Raw genomic sequence first — 19,215 nt, forward strand, 5'->3', positions numbered from 1 at the left:
CGGCCGCATCCGATGTCCCGGATGCGGCCGCTTGTTCATGTCCTGTGCACATCTCCTGGTCTCCGGACCGCCGGGCGGTCCGGGTCCGGTCAGTTCAGGGCTTGTTCGAGATCCGCCAGCAGATCGGCGATATCTTCGATGCCCACCGATAGCCTTACCAGATCGGCCGGCACCTCGAGTTCGGAACCCTCCGTTGAGGCATGGGTCATGGCCGCCGGATGCTCGATCAGCGATTCCACCCCACCCAGCGATTCGGCGAGGGTGAACACCTCGGTCCGGGAGCAGAGGTCGCGGGCGGCCTCGATACCACCGGCCAGCCGCACCGAGATCATCCCGCCGAAGCGGCGCATCTGTTTATCGGCCACGGCGTGGCCGGGATGCTCGGGCAGCCCGGGGTAGATGACCTGGGAGATCGCCGGATTCCGGGTCAGGAATTCGGCGAGCGTCTCGGCGTTGTCGCAGTGCCGGTCCATCCGCAGCGACAGCGTTTTGGTCCCGCGCAGGGTGAGGAACGCGTCGAACGGGCCCGGGACCGCGCCGGCGCCGTTCTGCAGGAACGCGAACGCGGCGTCGAGTTCGGCATCGTCGGTGATCAGCGCACCGCCGATCACATCGGAGTGGCCGCCCAGATATTTGGTGGTCGAATGCAGCACCACATCGGCGCCTAGCAGCAGCGGCTGCTGCAGGTACGGGGTGGCGAAGGTGTTGTCGACGACGAGTTTCGCGCCCGAGGTGTGCGCGATATCGGCCAGCGCCGGGATATCGCCGATATTGAGCAGCGGATTGGTCGGCGATTCCACCCAGATCAGCTTGGTGTTGGGCCGGATCGCGGCGCGCATCGCGTCGACATCGGTTACCGCGGCCGGGGAGTGTTCGATCCCCCACTGGGTGAACACCTTGTCGATGAGCCGGAAGGTGCCGCCGTAGGCGTCGTCGGGGATGACGATATGGTCGCCGGGCCGCAGCATGGCCCGCAGCGCGCAGTCGGTGGCCGCCATCCCGGAGGCGAACGCCCGGCCGTGGCGGCCGGACTCGAGGGCCGCGAGGTTGGCCTCGAGCACCGTCCGGGTCGGGTTGCCGGTGCGCGCGTATTCGTAACCGTCGCGCAGACCGCCCACGCCGTCCTGGGCGAACGTGGAACTGGCGTATATGGGCACATTGACCGCGCCGGTTCGCGGATCGGGTTCGTATCCGGCGTGCACAGCCCTGGTGGTGAAGCCCAGCTCGCTCATAGCCCCACCCTAGAGGTCGCGCTCCCCGCGCTCGCACACCGGTCGGGCCGGTGTGGCGCAGCTCGCTCACGGGCCGCCGGGACACTGCCGATTACCCTGGGCCCATGCTTACCCTGGCCGAACTCTTCGCGACCGATTCCCTGCTCACCGCCGAGGAACGGGAGATCCGCGATACCGTGGCCGCCTTCACCGAGCGGCGGGTCCGGCCGCATATCGCGGAGTGGTTCGAAGCCGGTATCTTCCCGGTCCGCGAGATCGCGCCGGAACTCGGGAAGATGGGCGTACTGGGCATGCATCTGGACGGGTACGGCTGCCCGGGACTGCCCGCGACCGCCTACGGGCTGGCCTGCGCGGAGCTGGAGGCGGCCGATTCGGGGCTGCGGTCGCTGGTCTCGGTCCAGGGGTCGCTGGCGATGACCGCCATCCACTCGTTCGGCTCCGAGGAACAGAAACAGCAGTGGCTGCCCGATATGGCCGCGGGGAGCGTTCTGGGCTGTTTCGGGCTCACCGAACCGGATTTCGGCTCGAACCCCGGCGGTATGCGTACCCGGGCCCGGCGCGACGGCGCGGACTGGGTGCTCAACGGGTCGAAGATGTGGATCACCAACGGGTCGGTGGCCGATATCGCGGTGGTGTGGGCTCAGGTGGAGGTCGACGGGCGGAATCGGGTCCGCGGCTTCCTGGTGCCGGCGGGGACGCGCGGGTTCACGGCGCGGGAGATGAAGGGGAAGCTGTCGCTGCGTGCCTCGATCACCGCGGAACTGGATCTGGACGAGGTCCGGTTGCCGGCCGACGCGGTGCTGCCCGGCGCCACCGGGCTCTCCGCGCCACTGTCCTGCCTGGGAGAAGCCCGGTTCGGAATCATCTTCGGGGCGCTCGGCGCGGCCCGCGATTGCCTGAGCGCGACCATAGAATATTCGCGAACTCGCGAGGTTTTCGACAAATCCCTCGCCGCGTATCAACTGACGCAGGCGAAATTGGCGGATATGGCGCTGGAATGGGGAAAAGGACAGCTGCTGGCGCTGCATCTGGGCCGGTTGAAGGACCGCGGCGAACTGAGCTCCGAGCAGGTGAGCGCCGGAAAGCTGAACAGTTCCCGTGAGGCCCTCGCCATCGCCCGGGAATGCCGCACCATTCTGGGCGCCAACGGGATCACGCTGGATTATCCGGTGCTGCGGCACGCGAACAACCTCGAATCGGTACTCACCTACGAGGGCACCGCGGAGGTGCATCAACTGGTACTCGGCAAAGCACTCACCGATACCGCGGCTTTCCGCTGAGACAGCCGGTCCGCGCACCCGGATTCCGGTGGAATTCGCCCGCTGACCGGCCGTCTGCGCAAGATCTCACAGCCCCGTCCACGGCGGCGGAGGACATTGTTACCAACCGTCACCCTCGAGCCATCTCGGTGTCACCCATTGGCCGAGCCGGCAGCGCACCCTGAATATCGCACCCGAGACGAGTCGGGAAACGTCCAGGTGTATTACACGGAGGTGCGTAATGAACTCGCAGTCGCCCGGACCGGGCAACAGAAGACCGCCCATCACGGCCAAGGCCGTCGGTGTGAAGGCCGTGCGGAATTCACGCGAACGCATCTGCCGATTACCCGATCAGCGCGAATTGGTGGCCGCCTTCACCTATCCGGGCGATCCGCGGTCCGGCGAACCACTGCTGGTCTGGGCGCAGGCCCTCGCCGACCTGCATCGGCGCCGCCACGGTGATCCGCTGGTCACGGCCGGTATCGACTGCCGCCGGGCGGAGGTCGTGGAAATGATCGATCGCTGGGTGAGCATCGAAACGGCCGCGAATCGCGGCCGGCGGCTGCGAACCGGATCGCCGGGTTCGACCATCGATCGGATGGCCGCCGCGCATGTGCACGCGAATCATCTGCTGCACAATTCCGAATGCGTCTCCGACGACCGCGTGCACGCGGCCTGGTATCGGCTGGCACTGCTGGCCGACGAATGGACGGATCTGGTAACCGGCGCCGAGCCGGTCCGGCGCCGGGCCTGACCTCCCCGCCGGTTCTTACCCGATTCGCGCCGGGAATATCCTCGGGCCAGTGCGCGATTTATCACAATCCGATATATCGGCACGCATTGTTACCATTGTGTCATGTTCGTTCCGGGTCCCCGTTTGTTCGAAGCCTCCGCTCGTCGTTTCCTCGAGGGGATGTACCGAACCCACGGGGCCCCGGCACAGGCCGCGGCCGCGGACCTTCCGGGTCTGACCGCGGAACTGGACCAGCACGCCGCCGCGGTGCGCGACATCCTCGAACTGGGTGTCGGTACCGCCGACCAGGTGTCGCCTACCGTGCTGCTGGCCGGCTATATCCGCGGGCTGATGGACGATATGACCGCGCCGCTGGTCGCCCCCACCGATTGGGCCACCGCCGATTGGCTGCATATGCGACTGGCCGGGGCCTGCCTGCACGCCGGCTTCCCGGCCCCGTAGACGGCCTTCCGCCGTGAGCCGGTCCGGCCCACGGCGGAAGAGGACGTACCGCTACCTGAGGTGGCGCGGTTCACCGCCACCGTAGGGCGGCTCACCGCCGTACGGGTTGCCGTACTGCTGCCGGTAGTCGCTGCCCGGCATCTGCCGCCCGAACTCGTCCGGTTCACCGCGGAAACCGCCCTGAGCGGGCTGCGGCTGATCCCATTCCGCCGGGCGTGCGCCGGCGGTCGGACCGCGACCCTGCTGCGGCATCCGCTCGCGTTCCCGGGACGCGTCCTCACGACCGCGCTGATAGGCCTCCGCGTGACCGCGTACCGCGGGCATCTCCTCCTCCAGGCCGCTGAGCCAACCCTCCCAGCGCTGCTGCATCGGGCGCACCAGACCGCCGCCGACGCCGACCACCAGGATTCCGCCCAGCGTGGCGAGGACCGCGATCAGCACCGGTGTGGTGACCGCCGTGGCCACCCCGATCTGATTCAGCGCGGCGATGATGCCGATACCCCAGATGAACACCGACGCGATCCGCGCGAGCATCGGGCCGTAGCTGAGCCCGCCCAGCGCGTTACGCGCCAGATCGCTTACCGCGTGCGCGATCGCACCCGCGATCACCACGATCAGGATGGCGACCGCGAGTCGCGGCAGCCAGGCGACGATCCCGTTGATCAGGTTGCTCACCGGGTTCGGGCCGAAGACCCCGAAGCCCATCTGCAGCGCGATCAGCAGAATCGCGTAGAAGGCCAATCGCCCGAGGAGATCGGACGCGTCGTATTTGCTGCGCGAGAGCATCCGCTGGATCCCGCCCCGCTCGACGAGCCGATCGAAACCCACTCGCTCGAGAACTTTGTCGACGATCTTCTCGACCACCTTGGCGATGATCCAGCCGATCAGCAGGATGACCAGGAAGCCGAGCAGCTTGGGGACGAATGTCGCGATCGAGCTCCACGCGTCAGAGAATCCCTGCTGGAAATCGATTGCCAAACTCGAGGTTCGCACAAGCCCTTCCCTTCGTTCTCCGAACGAACGTGACGTTTGCCACGAACGGCGTACAGCTCGTTATACCCCGGGAGAACTGGCGGAACCTGAGATTGCGAAAAATTTGCTAACGCGCGGACCTGCCGGTGCTGAGGAAGCCCAGCAGATCGTGGCGGGTGATCACACCGACCGGTTTACCGTCCTCGACAACCATGAGCGCGTCGGTATCCGACAGCGCCTTGGTGGCGGCCGAGATCGGCTCACCGGACCCGATCAGCGGGAACGACGGGCTCATATGCTGGGCCACCGAATCGGTGAGATGCGCTTTCCCGGAGAACACCGCCGACAGCAGATCCCGTTCGGAGACGCTGCCCGCGACCTCACCGGCCATCACCGGCGGTTCCGCGCCGACCACCGGCATCTGCGACACCCCGTATTCGCGCAGGATCTCGATGGCATCGCGCAGGGTCTCCGAGGGATGGGTGTGCACCAGATCGGGCAGCTTGCCCGATTTGCCGCGCAGCACATCACCGACCAGTGTCTCCGCGGTGGATCCGTCCAGCGGAGTGCGCAGGAAACCGTACGAACTCATCCACTGGTCGTTGAAGATCTTCGACATGTACCCGCGCCCGCCGTCGGGCAGCAGCACCACCACCACGGCCTCCGGATCGCGGCGCGCCACCTCGAGTGCCGCCACCACGGCCATCCCGCACGAACCGCCGACCAGCAGTCCCTCCTCGCGGGCCAGGCGGCGGGTCATATCGAAGGAATCCGCGTCGGAGACGGCGATGATCTCGTCGGGAATCGCGGGGTCGTAGGCGGTGGGCCAGAAATCCTCGCCGACGCCCTCCACCAGATACGGCCGGCCGGTCCCGCCGGAGTACACCGACCCCTCGGGATCCGCGCCGACGACCTTCACCTTGCCGCCCGAGACCTCCTTGAGGTAGCGGCCCGCGCCGGTGATGGTGCCGCCGGTGCCGACACCGGCGACGAAATGGGTCACCGTACCGTCGGTATCGCGCCAGATCTCGGGACCGGTGGTCTCGTAGTGGCTCTCCGGGCCGCCGGGATTGGAATACTGGTTCGGCTTCCAGGCGCCGTCGATCTCGCGCGTCAGGCGGTCGGAAACGCTGTAGTAGCTGTCGGGGTGGTCCGGAGGCACCGCGGTCGGGCACACCACGACTTCGGCGCCGTAGGCGCGCAGCACATTGCGCTTGTCCTCGCTGACCTTGTCCGGGCAGACGAAGACACAGTGGTAGCCGCGCCGCTGCGCCACCAGCGCCAGACCGACGCCGGTGTTGCCGGAGGTGGGCTCGACGATGGTCCCGCCGGGACGCAGCTCCCCGGACTTCTCCGCCGCCTCGATCATCTTCACCGCGATCCGGTCCTTGGAGCTCCCGCCCGGGTTCAGGTACTCGATCTTGGCCGCCACGAGCCCCGCGCCCGCCGGCGCGACCGAGTTCAACCGGACCAGCGGGGTGTTACCGATGAGGTCCACGACATGATCCGCGATGCGCATACCCCCATCGTTGCAGAGACGTTGCCGGAGAGTTCGGTGCGGTCCCGGGACCCCGGGCGGCAGTGGTGACGGTCACCGCGCAAATCCGGCGGGCACGCGCCCGAACATCTAGGATCCGGTACCTATGAGGCTGCCGAAGTTCGCGCGCGCCACCGCGATTCTGGCCGGCTCGGCGTTCGCGCTGATCGCCGCGCCGGGGGCACCGGCCGGTGCCACCACCGTGTCGCTGCCGACCGTGCCCACACTCGCCTACGGCGGACTGTGCGGAACCAGTATCCGCACCTGGGCCGATACCGGACCGCAGTGGCCGGGCCGCGCGATCGTCAATGTCAGGGCCGATCCGGTCACCGGTATCGGTCCGGGTGTGCATCCGTTCGCACCGCTGTGCGAGGTGCTGACCACCGTGTCCTGGCGCAATCTCGATACCGGCGCCACCGGCAGCTACGTGAACAACGTGGTGACCGGTATCTACGGCAGCATCCAGTACTCCCTGTTCCAGGACACCGGCCCGGGCCGGGTCGAGGTCACGGTCACCACGAACCACGCGAGCGTTCCGGCGCGCGGCAGTTTCGTCGTCCCGGCCTGATCCCTCGCGCCGGACGCGACCGCGAATAGTTGCGGCGCACACCTCGCGCGACACCGGAGTCGTCAATAAAATCGCTGCACATGGGCGAGACACGGATCGGATGGCGCACGGCCGTAGTGGCCGGCGCCGCGGCCACGCTGTTCGGATCCGGGGCGGGTACCGCGTCCTGGGCCACCTACCGGTTGCTCACCTCGCAGGCCGGTACCGCGCGCGGCATGATCGGCCGCGATACCTCCAAGCCGCCGGAGGCCGACGGTATCTACGCACCGCACGGCTACGAGACCTGGCGCAATGGCAAGCACGCCGACCTGCATCTGATGATCTTCGGTGATTCCACCGCCGCCGGTCTCGGCTGCCGCAGCGCCGCCGAGGTGCTCGGGGTCCGGATGGCGCACGGCCTGGCCGATGCCACCGGCCAGCGGATCCGGTTGAGCACCAAGGCCATCTCCGGGGCCACCTCCAAGGGACTCGCGGGGCAGGTGGACGCGATGTTCGTGGCCGGCCCGCCGCCGGACGCGGCGGTGATCCTCGTCGGCGCCAACGACGTCACCAAGAAGCATTCCGTCGGCCGGTCCGCGCAACGGCTGGGCGCCGCGGTCAGCCGCCTGCACGGCGCGGGCAGTGTCGTCGTGGTCGGCACCTGTCCCGATCTGGGCAGCGTCACCGCCATCCCGGAACCCCTGCGCACCGTCGTGCACCGGTGGAGTGTCCGGCTCGCCCGCGCGCAGGCCGCCGCCACCCGGGCGGCGGGCGGGCGCACCGTGGCGATGGGCACCCTACTGGCCAAGGATTTCCGGGCCGCCCCGGAGCAACTGTTCTCCGCCGACGGGTTCCATCCGTCCGCCGCGGGCTACGCCTTGGCCGCCACCCATCTGCTGCCCGAGTTGCTGAATGCGCTCAATGAACGGGATATGGCCACCGCGGATATTTCCCCGCAGCCGACCGGGACGTAGATTCGAGAGGATCGTACCCGTGAGTAGCGCTCGATCCGGCCGGTTCGGAGAAAGCGCCACTCCTCGACAAAGGAGTCCTCATGCCTGAGGCCGTCATCGTTTCCGTTGCTCGTTCCCCCATCGGCCGGGCCAACAAGGGATCCCTTGTGAGCATGCGGCCCGACGACCTCGCCACCCAGATGGTCCGCGCCGCGCTGGACAAGGTCCCCGCGCTGCAGCCCGCCGATATCGACGATCTCATGCTCGGCTGTGGGCAGCCGGCCGGTGAAGCCGGATTCAATATCGCCAAGGTCGTCGCCACCCAGCTCGGCTACGACTATCTGCCCGGCACCACCGTCAACCGGTACTGCTCCTCGTCGCTACAGACCACCCGCATGGCGTTCCACGCCATCAAGGCCGGCGAGGGTCACGCGTTCATCTCCGCCGGTGTGGAAACCGTGTCCCGGTTCCCGAAGGGCACCGCCGACGGCTGGCCCGATACCCACAACCCGCTGTTCGGCACCGCCGAAGAGCGGACCGCGACCTCCGCGCAGGGCGGAGTCGCCTGGAAGGACCCCCGCACCGACGACACCATCCCCGACGTCTACATCGCCATGGGCCAGACCGCGGAGAACGTCGCCTCGTTCACCGGTATCTCCCGCGAGGACCAGGACCACTGGGGCGTGCGGTCCCAGAACCGCGCCGAAGAGGCCATCAAGGCGGGCTTCTTCGAGCGTGAGATCACCCCGGTGACCCTGCCCGACGGCACCGTCGTCTCCACCGACGACGGCCCCCGCGCCGGCACCACCTACGAGAAGATCTCCCAGCTCAAGCCGGTCTTCCGACCCGACGGCACGGTGACCGCCGGTAACGCCTGCCCGCTCAACGACGGCGCCGCCGCCCTGGTGGTCATGAGCGATACCAAGGCCAAGGAACTCGGCCTGACCCCGCTGGCCCGCATCGTCTCCACCGGTGTCTCCGGCCTGTCCCCCGAGATCATGGGCCTGGGCCCGATCGAGGCGGTCCGCCGGGCGCTGAAGCTGGCCGGTAAGACCATCGGCGATATCGACCTCTACGAGATCAACGAGGCCTTCGCCGTGCAGGTCCTGGGCTCGGCCCGGGAACTGGGTATGGACGAGGACCGTCTGAACGTCTCCGGCGGCGCCATCGCGCTGGGCCACCCGTTCGGCATGACCGGCGCCCGCATCACCGCCACCCTCATCAACAACCTCCAGACCCACGACAAGCAGTTCGGCCTGGAGACCATGTGCGTGGGCGGCGGCCAGGGCATGGCGATGATCATCGAACGCCTGAGCTGACGGCACCGCCTCCGGCGGCGCGGGGCCGGATGTGAGCAGTCCGGCGTGTGCGGTGGCCGGAGCGGACGCCGATCCGTTTCGGCGATAGCGATCGCGGCCCCCGGATCACGGAAAGCCATCCGTGATCCGGGGGCCGTTTCGCGTCATTCCCGGCTCCCGCGTGTGGCCTCCGGGTCCAGTTCCAACGGCAATCGCCGGGGCTCGGACCAACGGTCGATCGGTCCGGTGGAGGTCAGCAGGTCGACGAGACAGGTGGCCACCCTCCACCCGAGAGTCTCGCGGGCCTCCCGGTCGCTCAGATGCGGTGCCACAACCACTTCCGCGCCATGATCCAGCGCATGCTGCACAGCGATCCTCGCCGAGAGTTCCGGTCCGGTATCCGCGTAGACCGTATGAACCACCCGAAGCCCGTGCGCCCGGACCAGCCGCTCGATTTCCGAGCTGTCGCACCCCACCCGGCAGAACGCGATCGCCCGCCTCCCGCTCGTCACCGCTGCCCCTCCGCCGCGTAATCAACAGCCGCCTCGAACCGCGGGCAACGATGCCCGGCATGGACATCCATCAACCGATGGGCGTGGGCGTACCCACGGATCGGCTCCCGCGAACAACAGTGGCCGGTGGGAGGGGCGGCGGGTAACGCTCGAAGGCCGTCCACGAGTCTGCGCAATATCGCCGGGTCGTCGGCGACCCACACCTGACCCGTTTGCCATAGGCGAACTGTGGCCGCCATGGCGAGATTGTGTGGTGCGCGGGTGGGCAGGGACGGTGACTCCTCACGCATGGGGCACCTCTTCGGTGTTGTTGTCAGCGGGCTTGATTCGCCATAAAGGCTTGTAGCGGCCAATCCACTGAGGGGACAAAACCTTTGGCACCATGGAGGAAAGGCTCGATCCAGGATGTGATTGTGATGAGCAGCGATCAGAAGAATGGCGGCGTGGGGGCGCGCATAGCCGAAGAACGCAAATTGGTCGGCTGGACTCAGTCCCGTCTGGCTTCCGAGGCGAATGTCTCGACGTCTCTTGTCAAAGCTGTGGAGCAGGGAAGAGCCCCTGCCTCACCTGCTTTCATCGCCGCATGTGGCCGTGCCCTGAAAGTGGGCGTCACCGCACTACTCGAACAACCGTATCCGCGAACGACCCGCGACGAGCAGACCGTGCACGCCGGGATTCCGGATATCCGGCGAGAACTCGCGGTGTACCGGATCCCGCCCGACGATATCCCGCCCCGCGCAACGGATGAACTGGCCGCAGAGGTAGCCCGCGCATCGCGGATGCGGCACACCGTGAACCTGGGCGAACTGGGCCGGCTCCTACCTTCGCTACTGCACGATCTGCGGGTTGCCTGGTATTCGAGCAGCGGCTCGGGCCAGGAACGAGTATTCGGGCTCTTGGCCGAGACCTACGCCGCCACATCCCAGGTGGTGTACAAGCTCGGCTATATCGATCTGGCTTCACTTGCGGTGGATCGCTACGAGTGGGCAGCGGCTCGGTCCGGTGACGACCTGGCGGTGCTGGCGGGTGACTATCAACGCGCCGGTGAAATGATCGGTGTAGCCGATTGGGCGGGTGCCGAGCGGTTTCTGGAAAGCAGCAGGAGGGCGATCGAGCCCGAGATCGGCAAGGGCGACCCCGCCACGCTATCGATGTGGGGCAATCTGCACCTGAAGTCGGGCCTCGCCGCAGCGCGAGCCGGACGAAGGGATACCGCCGACGCCCACCTCGCCGAGGCAACGGAAACCGCCACGCGGATCGGTGTGGACCGTGACGACTACCGGCTGTGTTTCGGACCGACGAACGTTCAGATCTGGTCGGTGGGGTTGGCGGTCGAGATGCTGGACGGTACCGAAGCCGTGAAACGGTCGGAGAAGGTGCGGCTGACGCCGAGCACCCCTCGGGAGCGGGCCGGCCATCATTACATCGATCTGGCCCGGGCATATCTTCTGCACGGCGATCGCAACGGCGCGTTCTCGGCATTGCAGGCAGCGCGTGGAATCGCGCCGACACAGACTCGGTACCACCCGATGGTGCATGAGACGGTGCGCGCCTTGGCGCGGCAGGAGGCCCGATCGACCGAGACCCTGCGCGGGTTCGCGGCATGGTGCGGGGTAGGTGGGAAGTAGTGCTCGCCGCTACCGCCTAACGGAAACAAGACCGGCCGCCCGCACTGCGCCCGGAAAGCAAGAAACCCGCGCCGTAGCGCGGGTTTCCGTATCGGCCGACTCCTAGATGGCGCGGACGTTCTGAGCCTGCGGGCCCTTCTGGCCCTGCTCGATCTCGAACTCTACGCGCTGCCCCTCGTCGAGGGATTTGAAGCCGGAGCCGGAAATCGCGGAGTAGTGGACGAAAACATCAGGACCGCCACCGTCTTGCGCGATGAACCCGAAGCCCTTTTCGCCGTTGAACCACTTCACACTGCCTTGCGACATACTTTTCTATAACTTCCTGTTGCGAGCCGAGCGATCACATCAACAACCCGTGCCCGTCGCCCAGCATGTCACAGACCGGCCGCTACTCCCCAGAATGGTGAGGTACCGCACGCCCGGGGGCTGTTCGGAAGATGGGCGTCAGCGGCCGGTGCGGCCGGGCACTGGGGCTCCGCGACCGGTCGCGGGCGACGGCTCATCCACCACAGCAGCACGGCGGTACAGCAGAGGGGTCCACGACGAACACCGGCCCGGTGGCCGCCAGGTCGGGATCGTGAAACCGCACCTGCGTCCACTGATCGCCGAGGAATTGTGCGGTGGACTGGAACGCGGTGCGGAACCCCGCGCACGCCCAAAATGGCGATGGCCCCGATCGGAGCGGGGGCGGTCGTCAGCCGAAGTCGTCGGGGACGATGTGGAGTTTGTCGGCGATGCGGGCGAGCGCCTTCTGGTCGGTGGTGTTGAGCGAGTCGAGGACGAGGCGGCGGACGGCGCGCAGGTGTGTGGGCGCTGCCCGGTGCACGAGGTCGAAGCCGGTGTCGGTGAGTTCGGCGAGGGTGTAGCGGCCGTCGGCCGGGTCGGGGGTGCGCACGATCCAGCCGCGCTGTTCACAGCGTTTGACGACATTGGACAGGCGGGAGAGCGATCCGCTGGCGAGGAAGGCGAGTTCGCCCATCCGGAGCGTGCGCCGCGGAGCCTCGGAGAGATGGCTGAGCACGAGGTACTCGAACAGGGTGAGTCCGTGTTCCTGCCGTAGCGGCGACTCCAGCTTGCCGGGCAGCAGCAGGATCAGCGAGATCAGCCCTGTCCACGCCGCCTTCTCCTGCTCGTCGAGCCATCGGAGTTCCTCGTGGTCCGCCGAGTCGCCGGCGCCGCTCGTACGCCCTTCCGTGCCGCTCATAGGTCTTTCCCGCTCTCCGGCAAAGTCGTCATCACTTTTCGCTTGAAATAATAACGGGCAGCCATGAGTTCATGTGTGAAGTAACGCAACGGGGAACGCACCCCCAGGACAGGATGGGAACACCATGAGCACCGTCACCTTCGGCGTCACACCGGGCTACGGCGAGAAGCTGCACGAGGCCCACGGCTACAGCGGGGCCGTACGCGTCGGCGACCGGGTCGAGACCTCCGGGCAGGCCGGGGTGGATGACGATCTGGTCATCCCCGACTCGCTGGAAGACGAGATCATCCGAGCCTTCGACAATGTGGAGCGCACCCTGGCCACGGTCGGCGCGACCTGGAAGGACGTCATCCACGTCAACTCGTATCACAAGGTGGCGCCGGGTGACGACGCCATCGGCGACGACCACAACAGGGTGATGACCGAACAGTTCCGCCGTCGCCTCGGCGGACGCGCGCCCATCTGGACCGAAACCGGCGTCACGGTTCTCGGCCTCGCCGCCATGCGGGTGGAGATCCGTGTCACCGCCATAGTCGGTTCCGGGAACTGACCCGCCACCTCCGGGCGAACCGTACGCGCCGCCGGTCGCTCAGCTCGGCGACGGGGCGGCGCAGAAGGTGTGGTCCAGGAAGACGTCCACGGCCTCGTCGGGATCACCGGTGAAATCGGGACCCAGTGCGATCGTGGCCTGCCGGCTCCGGTCTTCGGCGGTGAACGACCAGGCCGCGGTGGCCAGGGCGTCACCGTCGTTGCCGTATACGCGTATCCCGCACGAGGTGGTGCGGATCCGGAGACCGAGACCGTAGGTGGAGCCCTCGACGCCCGGGGTCCGCATCGCGTCGAGAAGTGGAGCGGGGACCATCCGGCCGTCGAGCAGGGCGTCGAAGAAGCGGTTGAGGTCGGCGGTGGTCGAGATCATCTCGCCACCGGCGCCGAATACCGTCGGGTTCATGTCGGTGAAGTCGGTGAGCCCGTGCTCCGTAGGCACATATCCGCGCGGGCGGGGTTCCGGAATCGAGACCACCGAACCCGGTACGGAGGTGCCCGCCAGGGACAGCGGCCGGATGATCCGGTCGCGGATCTCGGTGGCGTAGGTGTGGGTGGTGAGGCGCTCGATGAGCATGCCCAGTAGCGCGTAGCCGGTGTTCGAGTACGCATAGGCCGAACCCGGCGGGAAATCCGGCGGATGCGCGAACGCGCGCTCGATCAGTTCGCCGGCCGACCAGGTTCGCCACCGGTTCTCGAAGAACGCCGGCCGGGGCGGGAACGGCAGCGTCTCCACGTAGTCGTACAGCCCGCTGGTATTGGCGAGCAACTGCCGGACGGTGACCGGCGGGGCGCCCGGTACGACCCCGGGCAACCAGTGTTCGACCCGATCGTCCAGACCCAGGCGTCCCTCGGAGACGAGCTGCAATACGACGACGGCGACGAACGTCTTGGTGATACTGCCGATACGGAAATGCCCGTCGACCGGCACGGGCACCGTGGTCCCGCGCTCGGCGACGCCGCTACCTCCGCGCCACACACCGTTCTCGTCGGCTACCTCGGCTACCGCCCACACCGCGGTATCGGATCGGAGCCGCGTCAGCGAGGTCTGCCACCGGCCGGTATCCGGCGACCGCGGCGAGGTGGCGGTGACGCACGCCGTCACGGATACCACGCACGCGGCGACCAACGGCACGACCCACCGCCTACCTCGGAATCTCATTCCTCGTGCGTGAACAACATTGCGCAGACCCATATTCAGCATGATCGGAGCCGGTATACGGAAGTGTCCTCACCCCCGAGAGTGAGATTCGGCAGGCGATGTGGCCCCCTGAGATGAGACGAACGCTCAGCCTGCGGTTCCGCGGGGCACAATCCATTCGGTCGGCTGACCGGTGATGCCGCCGATGATGTCGAAATCGTGGTCGTAGTGCAGCACGGTGAGGTCGGCCAACTCGGCTGTGGCAGCGATGATGAGGTCCGGCAGCGGGCGGCGGTGTTGGCCTCGCTGAGCAAGCTGGCGTTGGACGTCGAGAGCACGTTTCATGGCGGCGCCATCGGTGGCCGCCCAAGGCAAACTTTGGAGCGCGGTGTTCAGGCGGAGGTAGTCACTACTGTTGCGCGCCGAGTAGAGCAGTTCGAGAGCGACCATTTCACAGACTGCAAGGCGCCCGGACGCCATCTCGCGATCCAACCGCCGAGCTGCTTCTTCGGAGTTGTATCGCTGAGCATGGGCGGATTTATCGGCGAGGTAGACCGGGCGTGTCACTCCCAGGCTCCGCGCATGGTCTCCGGATCGAGATCGAGGTCGAGGGCCCGGAATGTATCGACGGCCTGCGCACGCCGACGCTCGGCAAGAACATGCGCGAGGGCGCGGTTGACGGTCTCGGTTTTGCCGTGCGTACCGAGCACTTCCGCGGCTTCTTCCCAGTTGTCATCTAAATCAATGGTTGTACGCATCTCGACTGCCTTCCAGTGATGCATTGAGAATCCCTGCCAGGATATCAAAACTCGCTCGCATCATTCATCATGTGTGCAGTCGACTACGCATCCATGGTCCTCGACCGGATCTACGCTCGGCCGCCACATCCTCGACAATGCCGCCAACCGGGCACCCAACAGAAAATGGCCCCGCGTAGGGGGCCATTTTCATGGAGCCTGTCGCCACCAGGGTGGCGCGCTGCTACTAGTCGCTCTGGAAGTAGCTCAGCAGGCGCAGGATCTCGACGTAGAGCCAGACCAGGGTGACCGTGAGGCCCAGCGCCACACCCCAGGCCGCCTTCGGCGGGGCCTGGGCGCGGATGAGCTGATCGGCGGCGTCGAAGTCCAGCAGGAAGCTGAACGCGGCGATGGCGATGACCACCAGGCTGAAGATGATCGCGATCGGGCCGCCGTCGCGCAGGCCGAAGCCGCCGTCGGTGAAGAAGCTCGCGATCAGGTTGCCCACGACCAGGACCAGGATGCCGATCATGGCGCCGATGAGCATGCGGGTGAACCGCGGGGTGACCCGGATGGCGCCGGTCTTGTACACGACCAGCATGCCCGCGAACACACCGAAGGTGCCGAGGATGGCCTGGCCGATCATGCCCGCGCCGCCCGCGCCACCGAAGCTGATATCGGTGAACATGAACGACAGGGCGCCGACGAAGACACCTTCGGCGACCGCGTAGGAGAGCACGAGAGCCGGGTTGTCGGCCTTGTTACCGAAGGTGGCGACCAGGACGAGGACCAGGCCGATCAGGCCACCGCCGATGACGAACAGCGGAGCCAGCCCGGTGTTGGCGCTGGTCAGGATATAGGTGACCAGCGCGGAGAGGGCGAGGACGCCGAGCGTGATACCGGTTTTGGTGACCACGTCGTCGATGGTCAGCGACCGGGTCGGCGCCTGCGGGTAGGGCTGCTGCTGATACTGCGGGGGATGCTGCTGGTTGCCGTACTGGTAACCCAGCTGACCCGCGCCGGCGGCGGCCGAGCCGAAGCTCGCGTAGCCGGTTTCCTGCTTCGGCAGATTCTTGAATACCGGATTGCTTGTGGCGCGCACCGCAAATCCCTTTCTCGGAGTTCGTTGGCCATACCGGAGCACGACCGTCGGCTCGAGCTGTTACTCGATATCCAACTGTCCATCCAACGATCACCACCCCTGGCGGAGTTCCCGGGCGGGACGACAAGACAGACAAACCGGACCTTACCGCCGGTCGGGCCGGTATGAGTCCCGGACCGGTGGATGACATGCGCCCGGATTGCCGGGCACGACCTGGGTGGATACGGATTTCCGCTGCTCACAGAGTGTCGTATCCAATTACGCAACACCCTTGCCTATAATCGTGGCGCCCAGCGAACGCCACTCATCGAAACGAGGCGATATGCCCCCAGGAGATCTCCGGCACCGGTGGAGCGTCCGGATGCTCGCCCTCGCGGCGGCGGCCGGTTGCGCGACCGCCTTCCCGGCGCCGAGCACCCCCGCCACGGCCGCACCTCCGGAGATCACCTGCGGCTGGAGTCCGCGGATCAACGCCGACACCTTCAACGTCGCCTTCCCGGACACCTTCGCCAACTACTGGATGACCCTGGTCCCCGCCGCCCCCGGTACGAGCGTGACCTTGCGCGGCGAGTTCCCGCACGCGCGCTATATGTCGTTCGTCTCCTACTCGGGGCTCGGAGAGGCCACGGGCGTGATCACCGATACCGCCATCACCCCCGACCCCGGTTCGGCGAACCCGTTCCCGGCCGGAGCCGAACGCCAGGAGCCGAACCGCTCCTACACCGTGCGGGTGGTAGCCGGTGAGCGACCCGCGAACCCCGAACCCAACACCCTCTACGCCCCGCCCTCGGGCGGTGTGATCCCGGTGCTGTACCGCGTCTACCGGCCCGACGCCGGGCGGGACGCGATGGGCGGCACCGGCCTGCCCCGGACCACCGTGCGGACCGCCGGCGGCGGGTCCTACGACCTCGCCGACTGCGGGACGAGTACCAGCGCATTCGATCCGCACGGTGTGTTCGCCCAGGGCCGCGCCCGGCTCGGCGGGCGGGCGGTCCCGCCGCCGCACGCCCCGCAGTGGGCGGGCCGCGAAGGCGGCGGCCTGTTCCCCAACCCGGACAACAAATACCTGGCGACCCTGCTCGATACCGGCCGCACCGCGGTGGTCCGCGGCCGGCTGCCCGAAACCCCCGATACCTATCCGGATTCGTCGCGGATGGATCCGGCGCAGTTGCGCTACTGGTCGATGTGCAGCGGTGACGGTCCGTCGACCGGGACCATCGGCTGTCTCGTCGACGACGAACTCCCGGTCGACGCGAACGGCGAGTACACCATCGTGGTCTCGGCCCCGGAGCACCGGCCGGACCCGGCGTGCGGGGTGGCCTGGCTGCCCGCGAATTCCGGCGAGACGCTGCTGATCATGCGGAACATGCTGCCCGCCGGAGACTTCCCGAACGCGGTGCAGAATGCGGACCCCGAGAATCCGGAACCGGTGATGGGCCCGTACTACCCGCAGGTCACCTATTCCGACAGCGCGGATCCGGCGGGAGTCTGCCCGGCCACCCGGTGACGGCCGGGCGAGCGACGGCCGGGCTCCGCGAGAATCGGTCACCATGACCGAGTTCACCGCCGCGGCGTCCGCGCCGTCCGTGCTGCTGTACCGGCTGACCCGCGCCACCAGTGTGCGGCTGGCCGCGGCGTTCGCCGCCGCCGGAATGCCGGATCTGCATCCACGGCACGCCCTGCAACTCTTCCCACCGCTGCTCGCGGGCGGGCAGCGGGTGTCGGAGCTGGCGCCGCGGATCGGAGTGACCCGGCAGGCCACCGCACAGGTGGTCGGCACGCTGGAACGCGGCGGATATCTCGTCCGCGCCGCCGACCCGACCGATCGCCGGGCGAAACTGGTGTGCCTGACCGATCGTGGCCGGGCGGCGTTCGGGGTACTGCGCGACAGCATGGTCGCGGTGGAACAGGACTGGACGCGCGCCCTGGGGCCGGGCCGGGTCGCGGAGTTCCGGGAGATGCTCGAACTACTGCTCGACGAATCCGGTAGCGGCGGAACACTACCCGGCTGAACCGATCGGCCCGGCTACATCACCAGTACGAGGATCACGACGATGATGAGCAACCCGATCAACAGGCCGATGGTGACGGCCACGGTGGGGCTGGGCGCGGACTGCCCGCGACCGGCCTGGGGCGCGACGGCGGTCGCGACGGGTTGCTGCGGCGCGGCGCGGCGGGGCAGCGGCCCGGACCGGGGACTGCGCAGGCCGGCCGCGGAGTTGCGGGCCGCCCAGGCCGGAATCGTGCCGTCCTCGGTGCGCACCGGTGCGCCGAGGATGTTGTCGGCGGCGCCGGGGCCGAAAGCGGCGGCGAGGATTTCGTCGCGCGCCTGCGCCATGGTCGGGCGGCGTTGCGGGGCGGGTTCCATCATATGCAGCAGCGCGCGGGTCAATACGCCGCTGCGGGCGGGCGGAATGATCTGCGCCATGGCGGCACGTTCCACGATGGCGTCGCTGTCGTCGTCCATCCCGAACGGCGGCTGCCCTTCGATGGCGGTGTAGAGGGTGGCACCGAGGGAGAACACATCGCTGGCCGCGGTCGGGCGGGCGCCGCGGGCCACCTCGGGCGGCAGGTAGGCGGGGGTGCCGGTGATCATTCCGTCCGGTTCGTCGGAGGCCTCGTTGACGCTGCGGGAGATACCGAAATCGCTGAGTTTCGCCATCCCGACCCCCGGGCCGCGATCGGCCACGAGGATATTGCCCGGTTTGATATCGCGGTGCACGATACCGACGTGATGGGCGGCGGCCAGGGCGTCGGCCACCTGCGCGCCGATCTGGGCCACCTCGATCACCGGGAGGGTGTTCACCAGGCCCAGCGCCCGGGCGACACTGCGTGAGGGCAGATGCTCGATCACCAGCCAGGGCTCACCGGCCTCGAGCACCACGTCGTAGACGGCGATGGCGTGCTCGTGGGAGAGCTTGGCGGCGACCCGGCCCTCGTGCACGATCTGGTCCCGGACCCGGCGGGCCTCGGCCTCGTCCAGCCCGGCCGTGGACAGCACCTGCTTGATGGCGACGTCACGGTCCAGCAACCTGTCGTGGGCCAGCCATACCGCTCCCATACCGCCACCGCCGAGCTTGGACTGCAGGCGGTACCGGCCGGCCACCAGATAATCCGGGCCGACGATGGGGCGGGGGCGATCGATCATGGGAGTGAGACTAGCCGAATTCGGTGGTAGCTGGCCGGATTCGGAGCGGGACCGCCCGTCGGGTGACCGCGTTCACGACACACGGTCGTAGCTATGCCCGATGGGCTTCCGGGGGCAGGTTTCCCCGACTAGGCTATCGAATGTATGTTCGATAGCGGTAGTAGCTGGGGCGGTGCCGACCACTTCGGTGCGCCGGCCCGGACC

Annotated in this window: 21 protein-coding genes; 10 read left to right on the plus strand and 11 right to left on the minus strand. The window is 67.7% G+C overall.

Going from position 1 to position 19,215, the window contains the following annotated elements; translation table 11 throughout:
- Positions 1-89: 89 nt before the first annotated feature.
- Entirely contained in the window at positions 90-1,232 is a 1,143-nt protein-coding gene (locus tag ACZ6SF_RS15625; RefSeq protein WP_466062780.1) for a cystathionine gamma-synthase, read from the minus strand.
- 104 nt (positions 1,233-1,336) lie between these two features.
- Between ACZ6SF_RS15625 and ACZ6SF_RS15630 the strand changes: the two genes are divergently transcribed.
- The 3 genes from ACZ6SF_RS15630 (at position 1,337) to ACZ6SF_RS15640 (ending at position 3,686) form a co-directional block, all read left to right on the plus strand.
- A complete protein-coding gene (locus ACZ6SF_RS15630; RefSeq protein WP_466062781.1) occupies positions 1,337-2,512 on the plus strand; it encodes an acyl-CoA dehydrogenase family protein in 1,176 nt (391 codons plus the stop codon).
- A 220-nt stretch (positions 2,513-2,732) separates the two neighbouring features.
- Positions 2,733-3,245, plus strand: coding sequence for a DUF4254 domain-containing protein (locus tag ACZ6SF_RS15635; protein WP_466062782.1), 513 nt, complete (start codon positions 2,733-2,735; stop codon positions 3,243-3,245).
- Between the two features lie 102 nt (positions 3,246-3,347).
- The gene (locus tag ACZ6SF_RS15640; protein WP_466062783.1) at positions 3,348-3,686 is read left to right on the plus strand and encodes a DUF6401 family natural product biosynthesis protein; all 339 of its coding nucleotides are present in this window, start codon (positions 3,348-3,350) and stop codon (positions 3,684-3,686) included.
- Positions 3,687-3,737: 51 nt separating this feature from the next.
- Here ACZ6SF_RS15640 and ACZ6SF_RS15645 read toward each other — a convergent pair whose 3' ends face one another.
- On the minus strand, positions 3,738-4,679 hold the full coding sequence (locus tag ACZ6SF_RS15645) for a membrane protein (protein ID WP_466062784.1): 942 nt from the start codon (positions 4,677-4,679) through the stop codon (positions 3,738-3,740).
- A 106-nt stretch (positions 4,680-4,785) separates the two neighbouring features.
- Complete coding sequence (locus ACZ6SF_RS15650; RefSeq protein WP_466062785.1) at positions 4,786-6,177, minus strand: cystathionine beta-synthase; 1,392 nt, start codon at positions 6,175-6,177, stop codon at positions 4,786-4,788.
- Positions 6,178-6,301: 124 nt separating this feature from the next.
- Between ACZ6SF_RS15650 and ACZ6SF_RS15655 the strand changes: the two genes are divergently transcribed.
- From ACZ6SF_RS15655 to ACZ6SF_RS15665, 3 genes are all read left to right on the plus strand, one after another.
- Positions 6,302-6,763 carry a hypothetical protein gene (locus ACZ6SF_RS15655; protein WP_466062786.1) on the plus strand — a complete coding sequence of 154 codons (462 nt, stop codon included), beginning with the start codon at positions 6,302-6,304 and terminating at the stop codon, positions 6,761-6,763.
- Positions 6,764-6,843: 80 nt separating this feature from the next.
- Positions 6,844-7,716 (plus strand): SGNH/GDSL hydrolase family protein, encoded by an 873-nt coding sequence (locus ACZ6SF_RS15660; RefSeq protein ID WP_466062787.1) that lies wholly within the window; start codon positions 6,844-6,846, stop codon positions 7,714-7,716.
- 80 nt (positions 7,717-7,796) lie between these two features.
- Positions 7,797-9,014 (plus strand): acetyl-CoA C-acetyltransferase, encoded by a 1,218-nt coding sequence (locus tag ACZ6SF_RS15665; RefSeq protein WP_466062788.1) that lies wholly within the window; start codon positions 7,797-7,799, stop codon positions 9,012-9,014.
- A 143-nt stretch (positions 9,015-9,157) separates the two neighbouring features.
- On the opposite strand, the gene ACZ6SF_RS15670 is transcribed toward ACZ6SF_RS15665, so the two are convergent.
- Positions 9,158-9,505 (minus strand): hypothetical protein, encoded by a 348-nt coding sequence (locus ACZ6SF_RS15670; RefSeq protein ID WP_466062789.1) that lies wholly within the window; start codon positions 9,503-9,505, stop codon positions 9,158-9,160.
- Between the two features lie 416 nt (positions 9,506-9,921).
- On the opposite strand from ACZ6SF_RS15670, the gene ACZ6SF_RS15675 reads away from it, so the two are divergent.
- Entirely contained in the window at positions 9,922-11,133 is a 1,212-nt protein-coding gene (locus tag ACZ6SF_RS15675; protein WP_466062790.1) for a helix-turn-helix domain-containing protein, read from the plus strand.
- 102 nt (positions 11,134-11,235) lie between these two features.
- Here the strand turns inward: ACZ6SF_RS15675 and ACZ6SF_RS15680 are convergent, their stop codons facing one another.
- Complete coding sequence (locus ACZ6SF_RS15680) at positions 11,236-11,439, minus strand: cold-shock protein (RefSeq protein ID WP_466062791.1); 204 nt, start codon at positions 11,437-11,439, stop codon at positions 11,236-11,238.
- Positions 11,440-11,827: 388 nt separating this feature from the next.
- Positions 11,828-12,337: a MarR family winged helix-turn-helix transcriptional regulator gene (locus tag ACZ6SF_RS15685; RefSeq protein ID WP_466062792.1), complete on the minus strand. Its 510-nt coding sequence runs from the start codon at positions 12,335-12,337 to the stop codon at positions 11,828-11,830.
- A gap of 124 nt (positions 12,338-12,461) precedes the next feature.
- On the opposite strand from ACZ6SF_RS15685, the gene ACZ6SF_RS15690 reads away from it, so the two are divergent.
- The gene (locus tag ACZ6SF_RS15690; RefSeq protein ID WP_466062793.1) at positions 12,462-12,887 is read left to right on the plus strand and encodes a Rid family hydrolase; all 426 of its coding nucleotides are present in this window, start codon (positions 12,462-12,464) and stop codon (positions 12,885-12,887) included.
- A 39-nt stretch (positions 12,888-12,926) separates the two neighbouring features.
- On the opposite strand, the gene ACZ6SF_RS15695 is transcribed toward ACZ6SF_RS15690, so the two are convergent.
- The 4 genes from ACZ6SF_RS15695 to ACZ6SF_RS15710 form a co-directional block, all read right to left on the minus strand.
- Positions 12,927-14,018 (minus strand): serine hydrolase domain-containing protein, encoded by a 1,092-nt coding sequence (locus tag ACZ6SF_RS15695; RefSeq protein ID WP_466062794.1) that lies wholly within the window; start codon positions 14,016-14,018, stop codon positions 12,927-12,929.
- 153 nt (positions 14,019-14,171) lie between these two features.
- Positions 14,172-14,591: a PIN domain-containing protein gene (locus tag ACZ6SF_RS15700; protein ID WP_466062795.1), complete on the minus strand. Its 420-nt coding sequence runs from the start codon at positions 14,589-14,591 to the stop codon at positions 14,172-14,174.
- Positions 14,588-14,806, minus strand: coding sequence for a type II toxin-antitoxin system VapB family antitoxin (locus tag ACZ6SF_RS15705; protein WP_466062796.1), 219 nt, complete (start codon positions 14,804-14,806; stop codon positions 14,588-14,590). The genes ACZ6SF_RS15700 and ACZ6SF_RS15705 overlap by 4 nt, the downstream gene beginning before the upstream one ends.
- A gap of 202 nt (positions 14,807-15,008) precedes the next feature.
- Positions 15,009-15,863: a Bax inhibitor-1/YccA family protein gene (locus ACZ6SF_RS15710; RefSeq protein WP_466062797.1), complete on the minus strand. Its 855-nt coding sequence runs from the start codon at positions 15,861-15,863 to the stop codon at positions 15,009-15,011.
- Between the two features lie 322 nt (positions 15,864-16,185).
- Between ACZ6SF_RS15710 and ACZ6SF_RS15715 the strand changes: the two genes are divergently transcribed.
- A complete protein-coding gene (locus ACZ6SF_RS15715; protein ID WP_466062798.1) occupies positions 16,186-17,370 on the plus strand; it encodes a hypothetical protein in 1,185 nt (394 codons plus the stop codon).
- Between the two features lie 43 nt (positions 17,371-17,413).
- Complete coding sequence (locus ACZ6SF_RS15720; protein ID WP_466062799.1) at positions 17,414-17,875, plus strand: MarR family winged helix-turn-helix transcriptional regulator; 462 nt, start codon at positions 17,414-17,416, stop codon at positions 17,873-17,875.
- Between the two features lie 14 nt (positions 17,876-17,889).
- On the opposite strand, the gene ACZ6SF_RS15725 is transcribed toward ACZ6SF_RS15720, so the two are convergent.
- Positions 17,890-19,011, minus strand: a complete 1,122-nt coding sequence (locus ACZ6SF_RS15725) for a serine/threonine-protein kinase (protein WP_466062800.1) — start codon at positions 19,009-19,011, stop codon at positions 17,890-17,892.
- Positions 19,012-19,215 lie beyond the last annotated feature (204 nt).

The organism is Nocardia sp. NPDC049935 (assembly GCF_055586645.1).